This is a genomic window from Enterococcus hermanniensis, from assembly GCF_001885945.1.
Classification (GTDB): domain Bacteria; phylum Bacillota; class Bacilli; order Lactobacillales; family Enterococcaceae; genus Enterococcus_A; species Enterococcus_A hermanniensis.
The window spans coordinates 138,800-161,101 of the sequence record NZ_JXKQ01000002.1 but is presented as its reverse complement, the minus strand read 5'-3'; the positions used below and the strand labels follow the sequence as shown (position 1 = coordinate 161,101).

Sequence of the window (22,302 nt, the reverse complement as noted above, 5' to 3'; positions counted from 1 at the left end):
AAAACTTTCTTATAATGGAAACAATTCTTTATTTAGATAAGCGACGAGTATTGATAAATTCTGAGATGGCCATCGTAATCAAAAGAAAACCAAAAAGTTGGAAAAGAACCATCAGGCTGCTGAATGGATTGAATAAAAGCAAGATACCAGCAAGAGCCATCAATCCACTGTAAATTAATTGACCTGTCACGGGAAACCCATTTCTTTTCGCTGTCCAGTTTTGCCAAAAGTGGCTGATTGCAAAAATGAAAATAATAAAACCTAAAAACATTGGTAAAATACTAATGATCATTTTTGAGAAAATCAGAACGACAAAAGCGAGAACGATTCGAACAGCGCCACCCGTAGTTTCAATGCCAACATTTCCAGTATATTTTTTAACTTTCAATCCTCGAACTAACTGAGTAACACCGAAAATCAATAAATATAAAAAGATAATGTATACGACTGCTTTAAAAATACTCCGAGGTTGAAGTAAAATCGCAAAGCCAAAAATCAAATAACAGATACTTCTTAGGTAGCCATACTTTTTAATAGATTCAAAAAAATTAGACATAATTATCACTCCTTATGATTGATTTTACCTGATTGATGGCATTTTTGCGAATATAGAATAGTTTTCAATTGTAAACCGTTCCATACTTATGTATAATGCGAGTAACATTGATCCAAAAGTTAAACAAACAAATGAATGTTGGTACTGGAGGGCTTATTTATGAATGAAGAAGAAGTTGAATTAGGAAGAAATTATCGGTGTCATCCAATCGGTTTTGAAGAATGTGTCGAAGGCGAAGTCGTTTCTAAAATGACTAATTGTGCAGTCGTTCGTATCAATCAATGTGAATCAATCGATCAAGAGCAACGAGATGACAAGTCTAACATGGTTGTGGTAAAATATTCTAGTTTCGTTCCAAGTTAGAAGGGGATTCTTTTGAATATATTCACCTATTTGTTAGGAATTTTCACAATTATTTTGTATGTCTTTTTACTGTTGGCACGCAAAGATATTGTAGTTCCAATCTTTAAACGACGTAAATTAGCACCATTTTATCTTTTCTTAACCGGCTTGATTCTTTTTGTGGGCTTTAGCGGTGAACTAGACTTGAATAGTCGAGTTCAATCGATTTTAGCTGCATTGGTTATGCTGAGCTTTTTATTGGATAAAAGAGGCTTTACCGAAGATAGTTTAGTTTTATTTAGTTTAGATAATCGTGGCGTTCCATTGAGTGAAATTGAACGGGTCGTTTTATTTCAAGAGGATAGTGGTTTGATTAAACTGAATTATTTTCGAAAAAATCGTCGAGGACCTATTTTGACCTTTGATTATCCATTGACTGAATTTGTCGTCTTTCTTTCGACACATCTCAGTGAGGGAACTAAGTTAGAAATTTTAACCAAAGACGATCAAGATAAAAATGGTCGATAAAATGAGGTGGCAGAGATGTCATCTTTTTTTTCAAAAAAAAAAAGAGTTGTACCATTTGGTACGACTCTTTTATTACTTTTATTAATTAATGAAACACGCGGAAACGTTCGTCGTCAGCCAAAAATTCTTTTTCATTTGCTGCAGCTTCTTTAGAACCGAAGACTAATTGTGAGCGTAATTGCCAGTTAGCTGGGATATCCCATTCTTTTGCTACTGCATCATCGATAACTGGATTGTAATGTTGCAAGTTCGCGCCAAGACCAGCCTCATTAAATGCTGTCCAAGTGTTTGCTGTTGCGATTCCATTAGATTGTTCTGCCCAATCTGGGAAGTTATCAGCATATAAAGCGAATTGTTCTTGTAAATTTTTCACTGTATCTGTTTCTTTGAAGAATAAGACAGTACCATAAGCACCTCTGAAACCAGCAATTTTTGCTTGAGTATTAGGGAATGCTTCTGCAGGAGTCAAAGGTTTCAATGCTTCTTCAACAATGTTCCATAATTTTTCATGTGCAGCGCCGAAAAGAATAACCGCACGTGGAGATTGCGCATTAAAAGCTGTAGGACTATGTTTAACAGCGTCTTTAACTAACGTTGTGATTTCTTCTTCAGATAAATTGATGTCGCGTCCTAACGCATAGAATGAGCGACGTTCTTTTAATGATTCTAAAAATTGTGACATAATAAGTTCCACCTTTTCTTGTTTTCTTGTTGTTTACAAAAACTACTTTATCATCTTACTAAAAGTAAGGAAAGTAATATGCTCAGAAAAAGAATTTTTTTTTGAAAGGTATTGAATAACGTTCTTGAAGGTAGCGAAATTATGATAAACTATCAATAAGAAAAAGTGGAGGATTATTGATGAATATGAAAGAAATAGGAAAAAGTTTCCTTTATCTAGTCGTTTTAGCAGCAATTTTAATTGGGTTGCGACAATTTGTTTTCACTCCAGTAGTAGTGAAAGGCGACTCGATGGATCCGACATTGATTGATGGCGAGCGGGTGATCGCGTTAAAAAATACTAAAATCAAACGTTTTGATATCGTTACTTTTCCAGCGCCAGATGATGTGGGCAAAAACTATATCAAGCGGGTCATCGGACTTCCAGGAGATACCATCGAATACAAAAATGACCGCTTATATATCAATGGGGAAAAATATGATGAACCCTATTTGGATGAATACAAAAAGGAATTAACCGATAATCAGCCTTTGACCTATGATTTTGATTTAAAGGAATTATATGGTTCTGAGAAAGTTCCTGAGGGCGAATTGTTCGTTATGGGAGATAATCGTAGGATTTCAAAAGATAGTCGTATCATTGGAACAATTAAAGAAAAAGACATAATGGCCGACGTGAAATTTGTCTTTTGGCCATTAAAACGATTTGGAACCATAGACTAGCATGCTGCTAGTCTTTTTATTTTGTAGTGATCAGTGAGATTGAATTTAAATTAAATTGATCATCACTTATCGTGCTTCCTATCGGACAGACTGTTATAATAAACAGGTAACATATTTTGAAGAAATGAGGGGAAATGATGCCGTTACAATTTCTGTTAGGTGCTGGACAAAACGATGCGACAGAGCGAATGGTTCAAACTGCGCAGGCGTGGTTGGCGGAAAATTCAGCGAATCGCGTGTTTTTCTTAGTCCCCAATTATAATAAATTCGAACAGGAAATCAGTCTTTTATCAGCAATGAAAAAAAGTCGTGGTTCTAAAGAATTCAGTACGATTCAAACGCAAGTTTTTAGTTTCCAGCGTTTAGCGTGGTATTTTTTGCAAAGAGATGGACACGTGCCTGGAAATATTTTATCTGAAGCTGGAAATGCGATGATTTTGCGAAAAATTTTGCATGAGCAACGAGAAGAGCTGACGATTTTTCGTGGGGAAGTTAATAAAACGGGATTTATCCAACAACTAGTTGGCTTTTATCAAGAAATGCAAATCGGAAATGTCACTGTTTCGGATTTGGTTGAAAATGGAACCGAACAGGATCAAGTCTTAAAGTTAAAAGATCTACAAAAAGTTTTTGCAGCGTATGAAGAAGCCTTGATTGCTTATCAAGTTGCTAATGAAGACCCGTTACTATTACTCCAAAATTATTTGGTAACACAAGATCTTTCTAATTGTTTATTTATCGTGAGTGGATTTACCCGCTTTAATGCTCGCGAGCTTAGTGTCTTAAATGCGTTGATGGCTTGTGGTGAACTGTATGTTTCTTTGGAATTAGATCGACCTTACCCAAATGAAGAACCTAATCCATTAAATTTATTTGCTGATCCAGGAAAAACCTATTATCAATTAAAGCGCAGCGCGGATGCACAACAGATCCCGGTTAGAACGGATCGCTATTCACAAGAACGAAAAACGCTGTTTAATCAAATCGGAAATTTTTGGGTAAATCAAAAGCGGCTAAATTTGGCGGGAACTAATCAGATCCAAATGACGAAATATCCTACGATTGCTGAAGAAATTCGTAAGACTGGCGATGAGATCCGCCGACTGGTCAGTGTTGAAGGCTATCGCTATAAAGACATTCAAATCTTGATGCGCAATCCCCAAATTTATAACAGCGTATTGCCAGACTTGTTTCAAAAATTAGAGATTCCTTTTTATTTAGATGAGACTCAGGAGATGGCCGCCCATCCATTGATTGAATTTTTACAGGCTTTATTTTTAGTGGATACGTATAACTATCGGATCAATGATTTGTTTCGGTTATTACGAACAGAACTATTTGCACCTTTTGATTGGAGTCCGACAACGTGGTTTACTGAACAACAAGCTTATCGTGAAAAAATCGATCAGACAGAAAATGTTTGTTTAGCATATAACTTTCGGGGCAATGCTTGGACTAAAACAGCTGATTGGGAATTCGTTGATTATGATTTTGAGGCTGATGTATTCAATGACGCAAAACAATTAGAAACAACAACCAATGAGGTGCGTCGCTCCGTTCAACAAATCATTCCAGCATTTTTTAAACAAATCAAACAGGCTGAAACAGGCTTAGAAGCTGCGACGATGTTTTATCGCTTTTTAGAACAAAGCGGTGTCAAGCGACAAATCCTTTTTTGGCGCGACCAAGAAGTTGAACGAGGATCATTGGATAAAGCTCGTAATCATGAACAAACATGGCAGGCACTGTTAGATTTATTAGATGAATATGTGCTGATTTATGGCCAAGATTCTTTTGACTGGGCGGCTTTTCAAGAAATCTTTTTAGCTGGATTAATGAACTTGACTTATGGAAAAATTCCAACAGCGCTCGACCAAGTCCGGGTGAATGACTTAGAGCTCGCGCGTGTTGATCAAATGAAAATTACTTTTGCTATTGGTTTGAACAATAATGATTTTCCAGCACGTTTTGATGACAAGGGTTTATTATCGGCGGAAGAACGCTCTTCATTCAATCAACAATTGCCAGAAGGAAAGTTCTTACCTGAAAGTAATAGCTCTAAGGTCAATCGAGAACCGTTTTTAGCCTACTCTGTTTTTCTATCGGCAACGGAAAAACTTTATTTAAGTCTAGCTACAAATATCGATGGAGAAAAAAAACTAGAAGTCTCGACTTTTATACGCCAATTGAGCAGCGGCTTAAATCTTCCCATCAATGAAAGTTCTGCGCTTAAATTAGACAGTGACCCAAATGAATACCTTGGAACTATGCGGACGCTATTATCGGATTTGATTACACTAAATCGTTTAGCACAAGATGAAAATCGTGCTTTTCTCCCAGTATGGCGTGAACTACAAAAATTTATCCAAACGAGCTCATGGGCACCGATGGCTCAACGAGTATTCAAAAGTTTGCAAGATCTCAATGTACCAAGGGAATTATTGCCAGAAACGGCGGAGCGCTTATACGGTAAAAATTTGTATGTTTCTGTTTCACGAATTGAGAACTTTTACAATTGCCAATACAAATATTTTGCCAACTTCGGTTTAGGGTTGAAAGAACGAACGGTCTATGGCTTGACACCGGCTGCAGCGGGTGATTTTTACCATGAAGCATTGGATCACTTCTTCCGAATGTTGAATCAGCAAGGACTACGTTTAGCAGAATTAAATGAAGCGCAGCGCAATGAACTAGCTGATCAAGTGTTAAAAGCTATTTTTGGTGAATTGAAATTTGCGATTCTTTCTAGCTCTGCTCGGATGAATTATATTCGTTATCAATTGTCACGAACGATTCAAAAAGTAAGTTGGGGTCTGGTTCAGCAAGGGATGCGAACCAAGCTTGAGCCACAACAAACTGAGATCATTTTTGGTTCGATCGGCGGACAAAAAGGGATTCCCGGAATTAATCTCCCATTGCGTAACGGTGGAGAAGTAGCCATTCGTGGAAAAATCGACCGTTTGGATCAATTGCACGGCAATGAAAGTGATTGGTTGAGTGTAATCGATTATAAGTCAAGTCCACATAGTTTCAATGTAGCAGATGCTTACTACGGAATTGCCCTACAACTGATCACATATTTAGATGTTGCAGTGACTGATTTTAGTCAAGCCAGTGGAAAAGAAATCAAACCAGCAGGAGCCTACTATCTCCATGTTCATAATCCAGTCTTGAAAGAACCTAAAAATATAGAAAAAGAAATGTTGAAAGCCTATCAATACGATGGACTATTTACCAAAGAACCTGAGCTCTATGATCAACTGGATCAAAGTTTACAAGAAAAAGAAAGTTCTTTGCTTTTTCCTATCAAAAAGGATAGCAAAGGACAAACCGTGATGGTGCCACAATCAAAAGATAAATTCTATGATTTATCAGAAATTGATTTATTGCGTAAATACAATCGGGAAAAAATTCAGCAAGCAGGGGATCAAATTGTCTCTGGTGAGATCAAATTGAATCCCACCTATAAAGACAATCAGCGCATCGCGTGCCAGCAATGTCCATTTCGCAGTGTCTGCAAATTTGATGCGATGCTGCAAGAAAATAATTATCATCGCTTAGAAAAATTATCAAAAGAAGAAGTCTTAAAACGAATGGAGGACGAATTGCATGACAACTAATTATCCCATTCCTCCTAAAGCGCCAAATGAAATGTACACCGATTCCCAGTGGCAAGCGATTTATGATCAAGGGACTAATTTGTTAGTTTCCGCTTCAGCTGGATCAGGTAAAACAGCAGTCTTGGTCAGACGGGTGATTGAAAAAATCAAACGTCAACAATTATCAGTGGATCAATTATTAGTCGTTACCTTTACGGAAGCGGCCGCAAGTGAAACGAAAGAACGAATTCAGTCGGCATTGCAAGAAGCAATCAATGTAGAAACAGATCAAGAATTGAAAAATCATTTTACCCACCAATTAGCGTTACTGCCGACAGCGACCATTTCAACATTGCATTCGTTTTGTTCAAAAGTAATCCAACGTTTCTTTTATTTGATCGATTTAGATCCGAGTTATCGAATGTTGACAGATGACACAGAAACGATTTTGTTAAAAGAAGATGTTTGGGATGAATTACGAGAAACTTTCTACGAAGAAAATCAGGAAATTTTTTATCGTTTGACCGAGAATTTTTCGAATGATCGCAGTGATAGCGGATTGGAAGACTTGATTTTAGCAATGTATAATTTTGCGCGAGCAAATCCACAACCTTTTACGTGGTTAGATTCCTTGGTCGATAATTATCGGATTGAAAATTTAGTAGACTCAGACTTGTACAACGACTTGATCCGCCCACAAGTGCTGACAGCATTAAGTGAGACCCATCAAACGTATCAATGGATGGAATCGGCTAGTCAAGGGAGTGAGGAACTTCAAAAAATTACCGATTTAGCCAAAAATGAAGCAGCAGTCACATTAAAGCTCCAACAAGCAATGATAGAAAATCGCTTAGACGATGCATATGACATCTTTGAACAGCTAAAATTTTCGACGTATCCTTCTCCACGAAAAAAAGAAGTGAAGGAGCTTTATGGTGATGTGATCAGTGAATGTAAAAATTATCGCGATCAAGCTAAAAAAGCCCTGCAAGAAATCCAAGCAATGTATTTTTCAGTCTCACCGAAAGAACAAGTGGAACGGCTACAAGAAGCATTGCCGATCGTTAAAGAACTAGTACGAGTAGAAAAAAGTTTTATTATGTCATATTCTGCTAAAAAAAGAGAAAAAGGCATGCTGGATTTCAATGATTTGGAACATTTTACGTTGCAAATCTTGCAGACAGAAATCGAAGGGACTCGACCAGCAGAAAGCTATTATCGTCAACGCTTCACAGAAGTCTTAGTAGATGAATATCAAGATATCAATCAGTTACAAGAAACTATTTTACAAGAATTAAGTTCAGAAAAACCCGGAAATCTCTTTATGGTGGGGGATGTAAAACAGTCGATTTATGGCTTCCGTTTAGCAGATCCAACTTTATTCATCCAAAAATACCATGATTTTGCAAATGAAGAGGGCGGCAGAAGAATTATTCTGGCGGAAAATTTTCGATCACGTAAGGAAGTATTAGATTTTACTAATCTGGTTTTCACTCAATTAATGGATCAAAATGTCGGACAAATAGAATACGATCAACAGGCAGAATTAATTAATGGGTTCACGGATTTCCCGCCAGCAGAAAGATTTGAACCGGAACTATTGGTTTATCAGCAAAAAAGTGAAGTTCCAGAATGGATTGAAGACAAGGCGATGGGCGAGATCTTTATGACAGCTACTAAGATTCGTCAGTTGATCGATCAAGGTTTTGAAATCTATGATAAAAAAATGAAAGCGATGCGCCCGGTACGTTACGAAGATATCGTATTGTTAACCCCTACTAGAAGCAATAATTTAACGATTTTAGAAGTATTTAAGCAGTTAGGCATTCCATTAGCGATTAGTGATACCCAGAATTATTTTCAGTCAACAGAACTACGGATTATGATTTCATTATTGCAAATCATCGATAATCCACACCAAGATATTCCATTAGCAGCGGTCTTACGCTCGCCGATTATCGGTTTGCAAGAAGAAGCGTTGGCCCAGATTCGGCTAGCTTTGCCGCAAAAAGACTATTACCAGGCAGTCCAACTTTATAGCGAAGTTAATACAGATGAAATTGCTAAAAAATTAACTGACTTTTTAGCTCAACTAAATCAATGGCGCGAGTACGCCCGTCGAGAATCTTTATCCGATTTGTTAGTTAAAATTTATAACGAAACTGCGTATTTAGATTATGTGTTAGGGATGCCAGCAGGGCAGCAACGACATGCCAATCTTTTGGCTTTGATTGAACGAGCGAAAGATTATGAACGCAGTAGCTTCCGCGGGCTGTATCAGTTCATTCGATTTATTGAAAAAATGCAAGAAAAGGAAAAAGACCTAGGTGAGCCGCCAACCGAAGAACTGGTCGATGCTGTTCGGGTGATGACGATCCATGGAAGTAAAGGTTTAGAATTTCCAATTGTCTTTTTGATGGATATGAGTAAAAGTTTTAATTTACAAGACACACGAAAAAATTATGTGTTCGATGAACACCTAGGGCTTGGAGTGAAGCTACTTACCCCGGATGATCGAATCAGAAAAGAGACATTGCTATTCCAAACGGTCAAACAAAAAAACTTGAATAAATTATTATCTGAAGAAATGCGGAAGTTGTACGTTGCTTTGACCCGGGCGGAACAGAAGATTTACTTGGTGGGTTCTTATGACGATGAAGCAGCGGCTTTGAAAACTTGGAGCAAAGGTGCATTAAACGAACAAACTGTTTTAGATACTGGTTTACGGAGCGGACAAAAAGATAGTTATTTTGATTGGGTAGGTATGACATTATTTAGACATCCTAAAATGGTGGAGTATCAAACGGACTATGCAATCAACCAGCCAGCTCGGATAAAAAATCATCCGGCCACATTTTCAATCGATTTTGTGGAACCGCAAAAAATTGCGGAAGCAGTCCAAAATTATCTACCAGAAATAAAGACATTAGAGATACCACAAGGCGTAATCGATATTCAACCATTAAAAAAACGATTACTATTTAACTATCCTTATCCTGAAGCGACTAAGACGACCAGTTATCAATCGGTCTCAGAGTTAAAACGGCTTTATGATGATCCAGATAATCGTGAAACTTTAGAGTTAAATGAGACAAGCCAAAGACAAAATCAATATCGTTTCACAGAAACAGAGTTAGGTGAGCCGAAATTTTTAAGTACTAAAAAAGACCTTTCACCGGCAGAAATCGGAACCGCAACGCACTTAGTCATGCAGCTACTTTCACTAAAAGAAAAACCACAGAAAAAAATGATTGAAGAGCTGATAGCCGACTTAGTTGAGCGTAAGGCATTAACGGTGGAGATAGCTGAAAAAATTGCTATTGATAGTATCCTTGCTTTCTTTGATTCAGAAATCGGGAGTTATGTTATTAAAAATGCTGCCTATTTATATCGTGAGGAGCCTTTTGCGATGCTGATGCCGGCAGATCAACTTTTTACAGATTATCAAAATCAAGACGAAATCTTGGTGCATGGGATTATTGACGGCTATTTAGAATTCGAAGATCGGATTGTATTATATGATTTGAAAACGGATTACTATACAGAAAAACGCGAACCGCAATTACTTGGGCGTTATCGTGGACAACTGCATCTCTATAAAGATGCTTTAGAAAAAGCCAAAAACAAACCAGTAACAAATGCCTATTTAATCTTTCTACAAGGAAATAAAGCGATCGATTTATTAAAATCTCTTTAGTGATAGGCAGTTTATACTTATAAAAGGTAAGTGCTGTGCTATACTCTCTCTATCGAGGTGAGAATGATGGAACAAATAGAGACAATTAACTTTTCACTCTGTCCAAAATTTGAAAAAGGTTTCCAGATTTTAGGTAAAAAATGGAACGGTTTGATCATTGATGTATTATTAGAAGATGGACCAAAACGATTTGTCGATATTGCTGCAATGATTCCAGAAGTAAGCGATCGCGTTTTGACCGAACGGCTAAAAGAATTAGAAGCTGAAGGAATCGTTACTCGTGTAGTTGCTTGCGGAAGCCAAAAGCGGATGGATTATTGTTTGACAAGTAAAGGTGAGGCACTAGAAAATGTGATGAAGGAAATTCATCAATGGGGCGACACTTGGATTACTGCTGAAGAATGTAGTTGATAATTTTATTGATTTCTTGTAGTATTGGGATAGTCAATTAAATAGTTTAAAAAGCGTTGATAGAAAAGAGTAATCTTTTTTGATCTTAAAGGGAATGTCTGTCATTGACTGGAAGCAGGCTAAGAAAGAAAAAGCTGAAGTTCACTTCTGGAGCTTGTCGCAAGACCGGTAAAGCCGTTAAATCATAAGTAAGAGCGCCAAGTAATTGGCGAATTAGGATGGTATCGCGAGACCTCGTTCCTTTATGGGACGAGGTCTTTTTGTGATTTATAATTGATGAATCAATCAGAGAATAAGTGGGGAATAGCCACTTTAGCATTAAAGAAAGGAAGAAAATAATGAGTTTACAAGAGCAACTAGAAGAACTTAAAAGTCAGACGTTAGCAAAAATCGAAGCAGCGGATGTTCTTTCGACAATTGAAACGATTCGTGTAGAAACACTAGGAAAAAAAGGTCCGATCACTGAAGTATTGCGAGGTATGCGGGATCTTTCGGCAGAAGATCGCCCTAAAGTCGGTGCCTTTGCCAATGAAATTCGTGACTTATTAACTCAAGCTGTTGAAGAACGAAAAGCAGAATTGACTGAATTAGCATTAGAAAAACAATTAGCCTCAGAATCTTTAGATGTTACATTACCAGGTAAACAAGTTTCGCAGGGTACTCGTCATGTCTTGACTCAAATTATGGAAGAAATCGAAGATACTTTTGTAGGCATGGGTTATCAGGTTATTGAAGGAACCGAAATCGAATCGGATCATTACAATTTTGAACGGATGAATTTACCCAAAGACCATCCAGCTCGTGACATGCAAGATACGTTTTATATTTCTGATGAAGTATTGTTACGTACCCATACATCGCCAGTCCAAGCACGGACAATGGAAAAACATGATTTTTCAAAAGGTGCACTACGCATGATTTCACCGGGGAAAGTTTTCCGTCGCGATACAGACGACGCGACCCATAGTCACCAATTCCATCAGATTGAAGGTTTAGTTGTCGACAAAGGTATCACGATGGGTGACTTAAAAGGGACATTAGAAGTTCTATTAAAAGAATTATTTGGTGCTGACCGTAGCATCCGTCTACGTCCAAGTTATTTTCCATTTACTGAACCATCTGTGGAAGTTGATGTTAGCTGCTTTAAATGTGGTGGTAAAGGGTGTAACGTCTGCAAACATACTGGTTGGATCGAAATCCTTGGTGCCGGTATGGTCCACCCAGATGTTTTAGAAATGTCGGGCATTGATTCAAAAGAATATTCAGGTTTTGCTTTTGGATTAGGACCAGACCGTATCGCGATGCTACGATATGGCGTTAATGATATTCGAAATTTCTATTTAAACGATGTTCGTTTCTTGGAACAATTCAAGGGGGAGTAAAAAGCAATGTTAGTTTCATATAAATGGTTAAATGAATATGTCGATTTAAAAGACATTACACCAACAGAATTAGCCGATCGTCTTTCACTTACAGGGATCGAGGTCGAAGGTTTAGAGTCACCGGAAGAAGGATTAAAAAAAATCGTTGTTGGCGATGTAAAAGAATGTATTCCTCATCCTGATTCTGATCATTTATCTATCTGCCAAGTCGATATTGGTGAAGAAGAATTATCACAAATCGTTTGTGGAGCGCCTAATATCAAAGCAGGAGTAAAAGTAATCGTTGCTTTGCCTGGCTCGCGGATCGGCGGAAATGTAAAAATCAAAAAAGGCAAAATGCGTGGACAAGTTTCAAATGGGATGATTTGTTCATTACAAGAACTTGGGTACAGCGAATCAGTGATTCCAAAAGAATATGCTGAAGGTATTTATTACATGCCTGAACATGCTGTAGCAGGTGAACCAGTCTTTTCATATCTTGAAATGGATGATACGATCATTGATCTATCGATCACACCAAACCGAGCAGATGCTTTGAGCATTCGTGGTGTAGCCCATGAAGTAGCAGCAATTTACAATAAGAAAGCTAAATTTCCTTCAGTAGAACTAGAAGAAACGGCTGAACAAGCTAGTGATAAAATCAAAGTATCTGTTGAAGATAAAAATGATACACCACATTATGAAATTCGAATCATTGAGAATGTGAAAATTGGACCAAGTCCACAATGGTTACAAAATCGTTTAATGAACGAAGGCATTCGCCCAATCAGCAACGTTGTCGATATTACAAATTATATCTTGTTATTGTTCGGCCAACCGTTACATGCATTTGATTACGATAAATTAGGTAGTAAAGAAATCAGTGTTCGTCGCGCGAAACAAGATGAGCCATTTACAACTTTGGATAGCGTTGAACGTACATTAAATCCTGAAAATATCGTTATCACTAATGGGGATGTTCCAGTCGCCTTGGCCGGTGTTATGGGTGGATTGGATTCAGAGATTTCAACTGAAACAACTACTGTCGCTTTAGAAATGGCGATGTTTGATCATACATCTGTTCGCCGTACATCTCAAAGTTATAATCTACGTAGTGAAGCATCTATGCGTTTTGAAAAAGGTATCAACCAAGGGGAGATTAGTTTAGCTGGTGAAGTAGCTGCTGCAATGATCGCTGAATTAGCAGGTGGAACAGTTTTAAATGGTTCAGTTAAAGGTAGTGAAGTTCAAGCTAAAAATATCGAAGTCAGCACAAAACTCGAAAACGTCAATCGTTTCCTAGGAACAGATTTGACCCAAGATCAAGTCAACGAGATTTTTGCAGCGCTTGGTTTTAAAACAACTGTTACAGCTGGTGTAACCACTGTCAGTGTACCACCACGTCGATGGGATATTACGATCGAAGCCGATTTGATGGAAGAAATCGCTCGTATCTATGGTTATAATAATTTGCCTTCAACTTTGCCTGAAGGTCAAACCGTGGCTGGTTTCTTAACGGATTCTCAAAAAGCAACGCGTAAAGTTCGTAACTTATTAGAAGGCAGCGGTCTTTCAGAAGCCATTAGTTATGCATTGACAACTGAAGCAAAAGCACAACAGTTTTTAATTGGAGAAAGTCGTGTCACTCGTGTAGCTTGGCCGATGAGTGAAGATCGTTCGACTATGCGCTTGAATTTGATCAGCGGTTTATTAGAAGATTTATCTTATAATATTGCTCGTAAAAACAGTGATGTTGCCTTCTATGAAATTGGTCATGTGTTCTACCAAAATAATGACCCACAAAAAGATTTACCGATTGAACAAAACCATGTAGCGATGGCAGTAACTGGAAATGTTGCGGATAAATCATGGGCAGCTAAAGCTGAGCCATGTGATTACTACACGATTAAAGGAATGGTCGAAGAGTTAGTTGACGGCTTGGGCTTAACAGAAGAAATTTCTTATCGTTCAATCAAGATGACTGAAATGCATCCAGGTCAAACAGCAGGAATTTATTTAGCAGAAGAGTTAATCGGCTTTGTAGGACAAGTTCATCCTAAAACAGCTTTAAGTTACGAATTAAAAGCAACATATGTTGCTGAGTTAAACTTAGAAGCTTTAATTGGCCATGAGCAAGCACCACTCGTGTTTGAAGCAGTTTCTAAATACCCAGCTGTAAGTCGTGATATTGCTATGCTAGTCGATGAAACAAGTACAAATGCTAAAATTTCAGCAGCGATTCGTGAAGCAGCTGGTAAATTCTTAACAAATGTTCAAGTATTTGATGTTTATCAAGGAAAAAATATTGAAGCAGGTAAGAAATCAATGGCTTATAGCTTAATATTTGTAAATCCAGCAGCCACATTGACGGATGAAGAAATCAATCGTGCGATGGAAAAAGTGACTAAAAACTTAGCAGAAAAATTAGGTGCGGTCATTCGTTAATTTGAACAAATAAAAAGACTCCGGAAATTTATTCCCGGAGTCTTTTTAGTATTTGCGGGTTAATAATTGGGTAGCGACACTTGCCAAAATTTCTTTACCATCGCAATCAGGAAGTTGCTGAATTTCTTTAAGGGCTTTATGAGTTGATTTTTCTGCAAAGGCTAGCGCACCTGAGATACCATCAAACTCTGTGACATAGGAAGCTAGTTGTCTTAATTCCGTTTTGGATAACTGCTCGGGTGTTTCTAAATAGGGGCGAATAATATCGGGCTGATTATCACGGGCAATCAATAGCGGCAAGGTGAAGATCCCTTGCTGAACATCAGTCAGAATTGGTTTTTTTTCATCACCCAACTCAATTGAAAAGTTTAAAATATCATCGTAAACTTGAAAAGCCAAACCGATAGAAGAACCGATCCGCTTCGCACGCGCTTGAATGTTTTTATCACTGCCGCCAAAATAAGCTCCCTCATGACAACTTAAACGAATCAACTCAGCCGTTTTGCCATTGATATTTCGGAGGTATTCACAAAGTGTTTGATCGGGATTAAAGGTGCAAGTCATTTGCGTCAATTCGCCTTGTAAGATTTTTTTCATTGCACGGGCATTTTTTAATAAAAACGGCGTATCACTCATTGATTCTGCTAATAATTCAAAATAACTAGTATACATAAAATCGCCAGTGTAAACTGCAATATCTTTGCCGAAACGCGCTTGAATTGACAGCATCCCGCGGCGGGTCTTGGCATCGTCGATAATATCATCATGAACCAACGTAGCAGAATGCAGCAATTCCAATGAGGCTGCGATTTTTATTAGCTGATCAGTTTCTTTTTTATCGCCAAAATCAGCGAAAAGAAAGAAGAGAGCCGGACGAATCATCTTTCCTCCTGTAGAGGAAAATTTTGTGATGGCCTCTTCGATCGATGGATTATTAATAACAAGTCTTTGTGAAATTAATTCTTTCACTTCGATTAAATTTTTCTGTAATTCGGGATAGTCATTCCAGTAGTCTAACATAGGTGCTCCTTCTAACAACGTTTTCAATACTATTTTATCGTATGCTTCACAGAATGACTACTAGAATGCTTCATTAATATTTAGTGAGAACAAGCACATAGGTGATAAGCAAATCCTTTGAACTAAAACTATAAAAATAGCATAATGGATATTGAAAAGAAAATATGAGAAAGTTGGGTAGAATGAGTTTAACCGTTTTCTTGGAACTTGTGGAGTTTAAAGCGAAAACCGCAAGCGTCCTGCCTTTTTTTATTGGGATTTGTTTTAGCCTGTATAATTTTCACAGACTTCATCTAGGATTAGTTCTGTTGTTTTTCGTTGCTATGTTTATTTTTAACATGGCGGTAGACATTCTAGATAATTATAACGACTATCATCATGCGACAGAGATTCATGATTACCGAGAGAAAACCAATATCATTGGACGTGAAGAGATTGATTTAAAGTTAGTCTTTAACTTAATGGTAGGAATGATCATTGTTTCCGCTTTGATTGGAATCGGCCTGACATTTGTTGTCGGTTGGCCATTTTTGTTGATGGGGTTATTTTGTTATGGTGTGGGTATTTTTTATTCATCGGGCCCAAAACCATTGTCTAGTCTGCCGCTTGGCGAAGTTTTTTCAGGATTGACCATGGGGTTTATGATTACTTGTTTGTGTGTTTATCTAAATGCATTTGAGGTATTTCAATGGAATTTCAGAACCTTAAGTGAAATATTCTTAATCTCGTTACCGAATACATTGTGGATCGCAAACTTGATGTTGGCAAATAATATCTGTGATTTAGAAGAAGACGAAAAAAATGAACGCTTTACATTGGTCCATTATTTGGGGAAACAAGCTGCAATTGATCTATTTATCGGTATGAATGTAGCTGCTTTTCTGGCTGTGATTTTAGCAGTATTAATCGGAATCGCTCCATGGACCATGTTGGGGACTTTTTTTGTGGCGCCATTTATTTTCAAGCAAGTCCTTTTGTTTTTAGAAAAGCAGATCAAACGAGAAACATTTATTTGTGCCGTCCGAATATTGGCGGTTGGTGCAGCTGCTCAAGTTATTAGTTTTGCTATTATCTTTTTATTTTAAAAATTTATTCTTTATTATTTTAATAGGCTTTTAAAAAGCTATGGATGTATTAGGAGGAGAAAAAAATGAAAGAAATCGTTATCCTAGGTGCAGGTTATGCAGGGTTACGTGCATTACATGTACTACAAAAATCATCAGCAGATATCCATATTACTTTAGTGGATCGAAATGACTATCACTATGAAGCAACTAGTTTGCATGAAGTAGCAGCGGGGACACAACCAGATGAAAAAATTTGCTACAAAATCAAAGATGTCATCAACTCAAATAAAACCGTTTTTGTGCAAGACACGGTTGAAAAAATTGATGCGGATAAAAAAGAAGTTTATTTAGAAAATCAAAAATTAAACTATGATTATTTAATCGTGGGTCTTGGTTTCCAATCAGAATCGTTCGGTATTCCGGGAGTAAAAGAAAATGCCTTAGAAATGGTCGACGTTAAAACAGCAGACCAGGTTCATAAACATATCGTAGAACAAATGAAAAAATATAAAGAAACTAAAGATGAAGAATACCTTCGAATTGTTGTTTGTGGTGCCGGTTTTACTGGAATCGAACTAGTTGGAGCGTTTGTTGAAGGAAGCAAAAAATTTGCTGATATCGCAGGTGTGAAGCCGGAAGATATCCAGATTTATTGTGTTGAGGCAGTAGATAAAATTTTACCAATGTTTAGCGATAAGTTAGGCCAATATTGCTTGAAATACCTAAAAAAATGGGATGTTAAATTATTAACTGGCAAACCAATCAAAAAAGTTGAACCAGGTGCTGTGATTTATCAAAATTCGAAAGATAATGAAAACGATCTAGTTGCGCTCAAAGCGAAAACAATTGTTTGGACAACGGGTGTCAGCGGAAGTAAAGTTATTGGCGATTCAGGATTTGAAGAACGTCGTGGTCGTGTAATGGTAAAACCAAACTTAACGGATCCAAATCATGATGACGTGTATCTTTTAGGCGATGTATCAGCTGTAATGGACCCTTCAAGTAATCGACCATATCCAACAACTGCTCAAATTGCTTTGACAATGGGTTCTTATGCTGCAAAAGATATTTTAAATCAACTTAAAGGACAACCATCAGATCCATTTTCATTTAAATCTTTAGGTTCAGTTGCTTCGATTGGAAATACGCATGCATTTGGTGTCGTTGGAAAAACAGAAGTAACAGCTTATCCAGCATCGTTTATTAAAAAAGCAATTATGGATCGTTCGTTATTTGAAACAGGTGGTGTCAAAGAAGTTTTAGCGAAAGGCCGTTTTGATTTTTATCATTAAGCCGAATGAAAACACTCGTAAAAATTTGCGAGTGTTTTTTACTGAACGCTTTTGAAAGAGGAAAAGACGAAGGTATCAACAAATGCAACGCGGTATTTTATTAGTGAACTTAGGGACACCAGAGAGTCCTACGCCAACAGCAGTAAAAAGTTATTTAGCTGAATTTTTATCGGACCGTCGAGTGATTACTTGGCCAAGAATAATCTGGTTACCAATTTTACATGGGATTGTTCTAAATGTCCGTCCTAAAAAATCAGCAAAGCTTTATTCAAAAATCTGGCAAACAGACGGATCACCGCTCTGGATTTACACGCAAAAACAAGCAGAATTGTTACAAGAAAAAATACCTGATGCGCTAGTTCGTTTCGCAATGACCTATGGAAAACAAAAAATTGATGAAACAATCTTAGAAATGAAAGCTGCAGGGATGACGGAGCTTTTTGTTCTTCCATTGTATCCACAATATTCAGAAACGACAGTTGCCCCGATTTGTGATCAAATTGCTCAATTATATAAACACGCAGCGGATATTCCCCATCTAAAAATATCCCGTTCATTTTATGAACGAGATGAGTATATTACGCTACTTTCTTCCTATATAAAAAAACAAATGATGCAACAAAAATATGACATGCTTCTTTTTTCTTACCACGGTGTTCCAGTCTCTACAATTGAACGTGGAGATCCGTACGAGGAACAATGTCAGGCAACTACTAAAAAAGTAATGGCTAAAGTCGGAACTTTTCCTTATGCACATACCTATCAATCTAAGTTCGGTCCTAGCCAATGGCTGACACCAATGACTTGTGAGACATTGAAAGCTTTTCCGAGTCAAAATGTAAAAAGCGTTTTAGTTATTACTCCGGGATTTGTAGCAGATTGTTTAGAAACAATCGAAGAAATTGATGAAGAAAATCGAAATTATTTTATTGAAAACGGGGGAGAACGTTTCGATTATATCCGACCATTTAATGAAGACAAATCGTTTACGGACGTTCTGTATTCAATCGTAAATGCGAATGAATAAATTTATTTTGTCTAATGAAAAACGTGTACCTAATTAGGTACACGTTTTTCATTAGACAAAATAATTGATCCCCATAGCTTGTTTAACTTCTTTTAAGGTCTCAGCAGCAACGATCTGCGCCTGCTCGCTGCCTTCCTTTAACATTTGCATGATTGCTTCTGGATTCTTAGCTAATTCTTCTCTACGGGCACGAATCGGACCAAATTCAGCTTCTAAAACTTCAATCAAGTAACGTTTGATTTTGACATCACCAAGACCACCACGGCGGTAGTGTTCTTTCAGTTCAGCAATTTTTTCTTTATCTGTTCCAAATACATCTAGGTAAGTAAAGACCATGTTGCCTTCAACTTGACCTGGATCTTCGACATGAATATGATTTGGGTCGGTGTACATACTCATAACTTTTTTTGCTAAGACATCTGCAGGATCAGCGATGTAAATTCCGTTTCCTAAAGATTTGCTCATTTTTCCGTTACCATCAATACCAGGTAAACGGCCCATTCCTTTTTCAGGGAAAACGCCTTTTGGCTCTACTAACACGTCACTGTAAGTATGGTTGAAGCTTTGAACGATTTCCTGCGTTTGTTCTAGCATGGGTTTTTGATCTTCACCCACTGGAACTAGATTTGCTTTAAAAGCAGTGATATCTGATGCTTGTGAGACAGGGTAGATGAAGAAACCAGTCGGTACACTTTCACCAAATTTCTTTTGTTCGATTTCTGATTTGACAGTGGGATTGCGTCGTACGCGCCCAACACTAACTAAATTTAAGTAGTACATCGTTAGTTCTGCTAATTCGGGAATTTGTGATTGGATAAAGAGCGTAGAACGTTTTGGATCCAATCCAACGGCTAAGTAATCTAATGCCACTTGTAAGACATTTGAAGAAACCTTCTCCGGGTTTTTAGCATTGTCGGTTAAAGCTTGCATATCAGCAATCATAATAAATAATTTATTGTTCGGATCTTCTTGCATCCGTACACGATTTTTTAGGGAGCCCACATAGTGTCCTAAATGTAGTTGTCCAGTCGGACGATCTCCGGTCAAAATAATATTTTCCATTAACTCACCTTTTCATTAAAATTCTTTCAATAGTCTCTTCAAATACTACCTTTTTTTTGTAAAACTGACAACTCTTATCATGATCTTTTGCGTTAACTAATTTAAAACTAATGTTAAAAGAACTCACATCAAAATGAAAGAAATATAGAATTTTTTTGATGACATAAGTTTTTTTTCTTTACAACTTAGAAAAGCATCGCTTATAATTAAACTCTGATTGGAAAAATTAGAAAATGATAAGGATAAAAGGGGTGGTAAGACATGCCAATGGTTGAATTTAAGCATGTAGAAAAATACTATGGGAAGTTTCATGCCTTAAAAAACATTGACTTAACTTTCGAAAAAGGTGAAGTCGTAGTAGTGATCGGGCCTTCTGGTTCTGGGAAAAGTACTATGCTACGTTGCATCAATGGGTTAGAAGATATCACTTCAGGTCAGTTGTTGGTCAATGATAAAGACCTACATAGTAATGAAGTTAAACTAAAAGATATTAGAAAAAATATTGGAATGGTCTTCCAACATTTTAATCTTTACCCGAATAAAACGGCGTTAGAAAACATTACGTTAGCGCCAATCAAAGTTCTAAAGCAGTCATCGGAAGATGCAGTGAAGACAGCAGAGAAATTGCTTAATCGAGTAGACATGTTGGATAAAAAAGATTCTTATCCTTCGATGCTATCAGGCGGGCAGCAACAGCGGATCGCCATTGCTCGAGGCTTAGCGATGAATCCTGATTTACTGTTATTTGATGAGCCTACGTCTGCGCTAGATCCAGAAATGATCGGTGACGTTTTGAACGTAATGAAAAAAATTGCTCGTGATGGTATGTCGATGATCGTTGTAACGCATGAGATGGGCTTTGCCAAAGAAGTAGCCGATCGGATCATTTTCATGGCTGATGGGCAAGTCCTTGAAGATACGAGAGATGTGAAAGGCTTCTTTGAAAGACCACAAGAAGAACGAGCACAGCAATTCGTCAGCAAAGTAATTAATCATTAGGAGGCGCTATATGTCTAAACTAAAAAAAATTGTCTCTTTTTTAACCTTTGCACTACTTGTGGGAATTATTTTGTCAGGCTGTGAAGGAGAAAGTGTTGCAAATAAAAATATTGCTACGCGGATAAAAGAAGATCCGGTCATCACATGGGGAGTAAAATACGATACTCGTTTGTTCGGAATGATGAATGTCAAAACACGCGAAGTTGAAGGTTTTGATATCGATATCGCCAAAGCAATCACTAAAGAAATTCTAGGTAAAGATGGCAAAGCCGAGTTCGTTGAAGTGACTTCAAAAACACGGATTCCTTTATTGAAAAACGGGAATATCGATGCAATCATTGCAACTATGACGATCACTGAGGAACGTAAAGAACAAGTCGATTTTTCAGATATCTATTTTGATGCTGGACAATCGTTATTAGTCAAAAAAGGCAGTCCAATTAAAAGTGTCAAAGATTTGACGAGCAAGGATACTGTGCTTGCAGTTAAAGGGTCGACATCAACAATTAATATTCGTAAATATGCACCTGAGGCAAAAATTCTTGAGTTAGAAAATTATGCCGAAGCCTTTACTGCATTGCAATCAGGTCAAGGTCAAGCAATGACGACTGATAATGCTATCTTATTAGGGATGGCTGCTGAAAATAAGAACTATGAATTGACTGCTGGAACATTTACCAATGAACCATACGGAATCGCAATCAATAAAGGCCAAACAGATTTCACTGATGAAGTGAATGCGGCTTTGCGTAAAATGCATGATAACGGCACATACGATAAGATTTTTGAAAAATGGTTCCCTAAAGATGCAGCTGGACGAGCAGAGAAGGGGGCACAATTTTAATGGCACAATTATTTCAAACCTATTCAGGAGATTTTGCTAGCGGCTTTAAATACACAATTTATGCTAGTTTATTAGCATTAGTTTTTAGTTTGCTGATCGGCACATTGATGGCGATTTTTCAATTGTCACATAATCGTGTTATTAGAAATCTAGCCAAAGCTTATGTCGCATTCTTTCGTAATATTCCATTACTGATCATTGTAATGTTCTTTTATGTGATTGCACCGATGTATTTTTATAGTTTTGATGGATTTCAATCTGGAACAATTGGTCTAACGATCTATACCTCAGCGTTTATCGCCGAAACTGTTCGTTCAGGAATCCAAACAGTACCTAAGGGTCAACTAGAAGCGGGAATGTCATCAGGCTTTTCTTATGCAGAGACAATGCGCTATATCGTGTTGCCTCAGGCCTTTAAGATTGTCGTTCCACCTCTAGGAAATCAATTTATCAATTTGATTAAAAATTCTTCGATTCTAGCGATGGTTGCTGGACTTGATTTGATGTATCAAGGGGATTTAATCGCTAGCAATACGTTTAATACATTTGGTACGTATATCATCGTTGGTTGTTTCTATTTAATCTTAACGTTACCTTTGTCTTATCTAATGAATTATTTAGATAAACATTGGTCGAAGGCGTAGAAAG

At 37.4% G+C, this 22,302-nt stretch carries 18 protein-coding genes and 1 other annotated feature; of the genes, 14 read left to right on the top strand and 4 right to left on the bottom strand.

All coding sequences use genetic code 11. The annotated features are described in order from the left end of the window. Positions 1-28: 28 nt before the first annotated feature. Entirely contained in the window at positions 29-556 is a 528-nt protein-coding gene (locus tag RV04_RS03010; RefSeq protein WP_071856993.1) for an HdeD family acid-resistance protein, read from the bottom strand. A 159-nt stretch (positions 557-715) separates the two neighbouring features. On the opposite strand from RV04_RS03010, the gene RV04_RS03005 reads away from it, so the two are divergent. Continuing rightward, positions 716-919: a hypothetical protein gene (locus RV04_RS03005; protein WP_071856992.1), complete on the top strand. Its 204-nt coding sequence runs from the start codon at positions 716-718 to the stop codon at positions 917-919. 12 nt (positions 920-931) lie between these two features. Continuing rightward, positions 932-1,426 (top strand): hypothetical protein, encoded by a 495-nt coding sequence (locus RV04_RS03000; RefSeq protein WP_071856991.1) that lies wholly within the window; start codon positions 932-934, stop codon positions 1,424-1,426. 85 nt (positions 1,427-1,511) lie between these two features. Here RV04_RS03000 and RV04_RS02995 read toward each other — a convergent pair whose 3' ends face one another. Next, positions 1,512-2,108 (bottom strand): nitroreductase family protein, encoded by a 597-nt coding sequence (locus RV04_RS02995; RefSeq protein ID WP_071856990.1) that lies wholly within the window; start codon positions 2,106-2,108, stop codon positions 1,512-1,514. Positions 2,109-2,287: 179 nt separating this feature from the next. Here RV04_RS02995 and lepB point away from each other — a divergent pair, with 179 nt between their 5' ends. From lepB to pheT, 6 genes are all read left to right on the top strand, one after another. Then, positions 2,288-2,830 carry a signal peptidase I gene (gene lepB, locus RV04_RS02990; protein WP_071856989.1) on the top strand — a complete coding sequence of 181 codons (543 nt, stop codon included), beginning with the start codon at positions 2,288-2,290 and terminating at the stop codon, positions 2,828-2,830. Between the two features lie 137 nt (positions 2,831-2,967). Beyond that, the gene (locus RV04_RS02985; protein WP_071856988.1) at positions 2,968-6,450 is read left to right on the top strand and encodes a PD-(D/E)XK nuclease family protein; all 3,483 of its coding nucleotides are present in this window, start codon (positions 2,968-2,970) and stop codon (positions 6,448-6,450) included. Further along, positions 6,440-10,126, top strand: coding sequence for a helicase-exonuclease AddAB subunit AddA (addA, locus tag RV04_RS02980; protein WP_071856987.1), 3,687 nt, complete (start codon positions 6,440-6,442; stop codon positions 10,124-10,126). Before RV04_RS02985 ends, addA begins: the two co-directional genes overlap by 11 nt. A gap of 66 nt (positions 10,127-10,192) precedes the next feature. Then, positions 10,193-10,537 carry a winged helix-turn-helix transcriptional regulator gene (locus RV04_RS02975; protein ID WP_071856986.1) on the top strand — a complete coding sequence of 115 codons (345 nt, stop codon included), beginning with the start codon at positions 10,193-10,195 and terminating at the stop codon, positions 10,535-10,537. 47 nt (positions 10,538-10,584) lie between these two features. Next, positions 10,585-10,782, top strand: a binding site (T-box leader). A gap of 93 nt (positions 10,783-10,875) precedes the next feature. Further along, entirely contained in the window at positions 10,876-11,919 is a 1,044-nt protein-coding gene (pheS, locus tag RV04_RS02970) for a phenylalanine--tRNA ligase subunit alpha (protein ID WP_071856985.1), read from the top strand. Between the two features lie 6 nt (positions 11,920-11,925). Next, a complete protein-coding gene (pheT, locus tag RV04_RS02965) occupies positions 11,926-14,343 on the top strand; it encodes a phenylalanine--tRNA ligase subunit beta (RefSeq protein ID WP_071856984.1) in 2,418 nt (805 codons plus the stop codon). A gap of 45 nt (positions 14,344-14,388) precedes the next feature. Here the strand turns inward: pheT and RV04_RS02960 are convergent, their stop codons facing one another. After that, the gene (locus RV04_RS02960) at positions 14,389-15,363 is read right to left on the bottom strand and encodes a polyprenyl synthetase family protein (RefSeq protein WP_071856983.1); all 975 of its coding nucleotides are present in this window, start codon (positions 15,361-15,363) and stop codon (positions 14,389-14,391) included. A gap of 182 nt (positions 15,364-15,545) precedes the next feature. Here RV04_RS02960 and RV04_RS02955 point away from each other — a divergent pair, with 182 nt between their 5' ends. From RV04_RS02955 to hemH, 3 genes are all read left to right on the top strand, one after another. Continuing rightward, positions 15,546-16,448, top strand: a complete 903-nt coding sequence (locus RV04_RS02955) for a prenyltransferase (RefSeq protein ID WP_071856982.1) — start codon at positions 15,546-15,548, stop codon at positions 16,446-16,448. Positions 16,449-16,513: 65 nt separating this feature from the next. Then, positions 16,514-17,722, top strand: coding sequence for an NAD(P)/FAD-dependent oxidoreductase (locus tag RV04_RS02950; protein WP_071856981.1), 1,209 nt, complete (start codon positions 16,514-16,516; stop codon positions 17,720-17,722). Between the two features lie 82 nt (positions 17,723-17,804). Next, positions 17,805-18,749 (top strand): ferrochelatase, encoded by a 945-nt coding sequence (gene hemH / locus RV04_RS02945; protein ID WP_071856980.1) that lies wholly within the window; start codon positions 17,805-17,807, stop codon positions 18,747-18,749. A gap of 51 nt (positions 18,750-18,800) precedes the next feature. Here the strand turns inward: hemH and trpS are convergent, their stop codons facing one another. After that, on the bottom strand, positions 18,801-19,811 hold the full coding sequence (gene trpS / locus RV04_RS02940) for a tryptophan--tRNA ligase (RefSeq protein ID WP_071856979.1): 1,011 nt from the start codon (positions 19,809-19,811) through the stop codon (positions 18,801-18,803). Positions 19,812-20,072: 261 nt separating this feature from the next. Between trpS and RV04_RS02935 the strand changes: the two genes are divergently transcribed. The 3 genes from RV04_RS02935 to RV04_RS02925 are packed head-to-tail and all read left to right on the top strand — an operon-like array spanning position 20,073 to position 22,298. Beyond that, positions 20,073-20,810 carry an amino acid ABC transporter ATP-binding protein gene (locus tag RV04_RS02935; protein WP_071856978.1) on the top strand — a complete coding sequence of 246 codons (738 nt, stop codon included), beginning with the start codon at positions 20,073-20,075 and terminating at the stop codon, positions 20,808-20,810. Positions 20,811-20,820: 10 nt separating this feature from the next. Next, positions 20,821-21,654, top strand: coding sequence for a transporter substrate-binding domain-containing protein (locus tag RV04_RS02930; RefSeq protein WP_071856977.1), 834 nt, complete (start codon positions 20,821-20,823; stop codon positions 21,652-21,654). Next, a complete protein-coding gene (locus RV04_RS02925) occupies positions 21,654-22,298 on the top strand; it encodes an amino acid ABC transporter permease (protein WP_071856976.1) in 645 nt (214 codons plus the stop codon). The genes RV04_RS02930 and RV04_RS02925 overlap by 1 nt, the downstream gene beginning before the upstream one ends. Positions 22,299-22,302 lie beyond the last annotated feature (4 nt).

What these genes read in the sequence shown, in the direction of transcription:
- RV04_RS03010 (WP_071856993.1), bottom strand. Translation starts at nt 556, where the DNA reads ATGTCTAATTTTTTTGAATCTATTAAAAAGTATGGCTACCTAAGAAGT.
- RV04_RS03005 (WP_071856992.1), top strand. Translation starts at nt 716, where the DNA reads ATGAATGAAGAAGAAGTTGAATTAGGAAGAAATTATCGGTGTCATCCA.
- RV04_RS02995 (WP_071856990.1), bottom strand. Translation starts at nt 2,108, where the DNA reads ATGTCACAATTTTTAGAATCATTAAAAGAACGTCGCTCATTCTATGCG.
- lepB (WP_071856989.1), top strand. Translation starts at nt 2,288, where the DNA reads ATGAATATGAAAGAAATAGGAAAAAGTTTCCTTTATCTAGTCGTTTTA.
- RV04_RS02985 (WP_071856988.1), top strand. Translation starts at nt 2,968, where the DNA reads ATGCCGTTACAATTTCTGTTAGGTGCTGGACAAAACGATGCGACAGAG.
- addA (WP_071856987.1), top strand. Translation starts at nt 6,440, where the DNA reads ATGACAACTAATTATCCCATTCCTCCTAAAGCGCCAAATGAAATGTAC.
- RV04_RS02975 (WP_071856986.1), top strand. Translation starts at nt 10,193, where the DNA reads ATGGAACAAATAGAGACAATTAACTTTTCACTCTGTCCAAAATTTGAA.
- pheS (WP_071856985.1), top strand. Translation starts at nt 10,876, where the DNA reads ATGAGTTTACAAGAGCAACTAGAAGAACTTAAAAGTCAGACGTTAGCA.
- pheT (WP_071856984.1), top strand. Translation starts at nt 11,926, where the DNA reads ATGTTAGTTTCATATAAATGGTTAAATGAATATGTCGATTTAAAAGAC.
- RV04_RS02960 (WP_071856983.1), bottom strand. Translation starts at nt 15,363, where the DNA reads ATGTTAGACTACTGGAATGACTATCCCGAATTACAGAAAAATTTAATC.
- RV04_RS02955 (WP_071856982.1), top strand. Translation starts at nt 15,546, where the DNA reads ATGAGTTTAACCGTTTTCTTGGAACTTGTGGAGTTTAAAGCGAAAACC.
- RV04_RS02950 (WP_071856981.1), top strand. Translation starts at nt 16,514, where the DNA reads ATGAAAGAAATCGTTATCCTAGGTGCAGGTTATGCAGGGTTACGTGCA.
- hemH (WP_071856980.1), top strand. Translation starts at nt 17,805, where the DNA reads ATGCAACGCGGTATTTTATTAGTGAACTTAGGGACACCAGAGAGTCCT.
- trpS (WP_071856979.1), bottom strand. Translation starts at nt 19,811, where the DNA reads ATGGAAAATATTATTTTGACCGGAGATCGTCCGACTGGACAACTACAT.
- RV04_RS02935 (WP_071856978.1), top strand. Translation starts at nt 20,073, where the DNA reads ATGCCAATGGTTGAATTTAAGCATGTAGAAAAATACTATGGGAAGTTT.
- RV04_RS02930 (WP_071856977.1), top strand. Translation starts at nt 20,821, where the DNA reads ATGTCTAAACTAAAAAAAATTGTCTCTTTTTTAACCTTTGCACTACTT.
- RV04_RS02925 (WP_071856976.1), top strand. Translation starts at nt 21,654, where the DNA reads ATGGCACAATTATTTCAAACCTATTCAGGAGATTTTGCTAGCGGCTTT.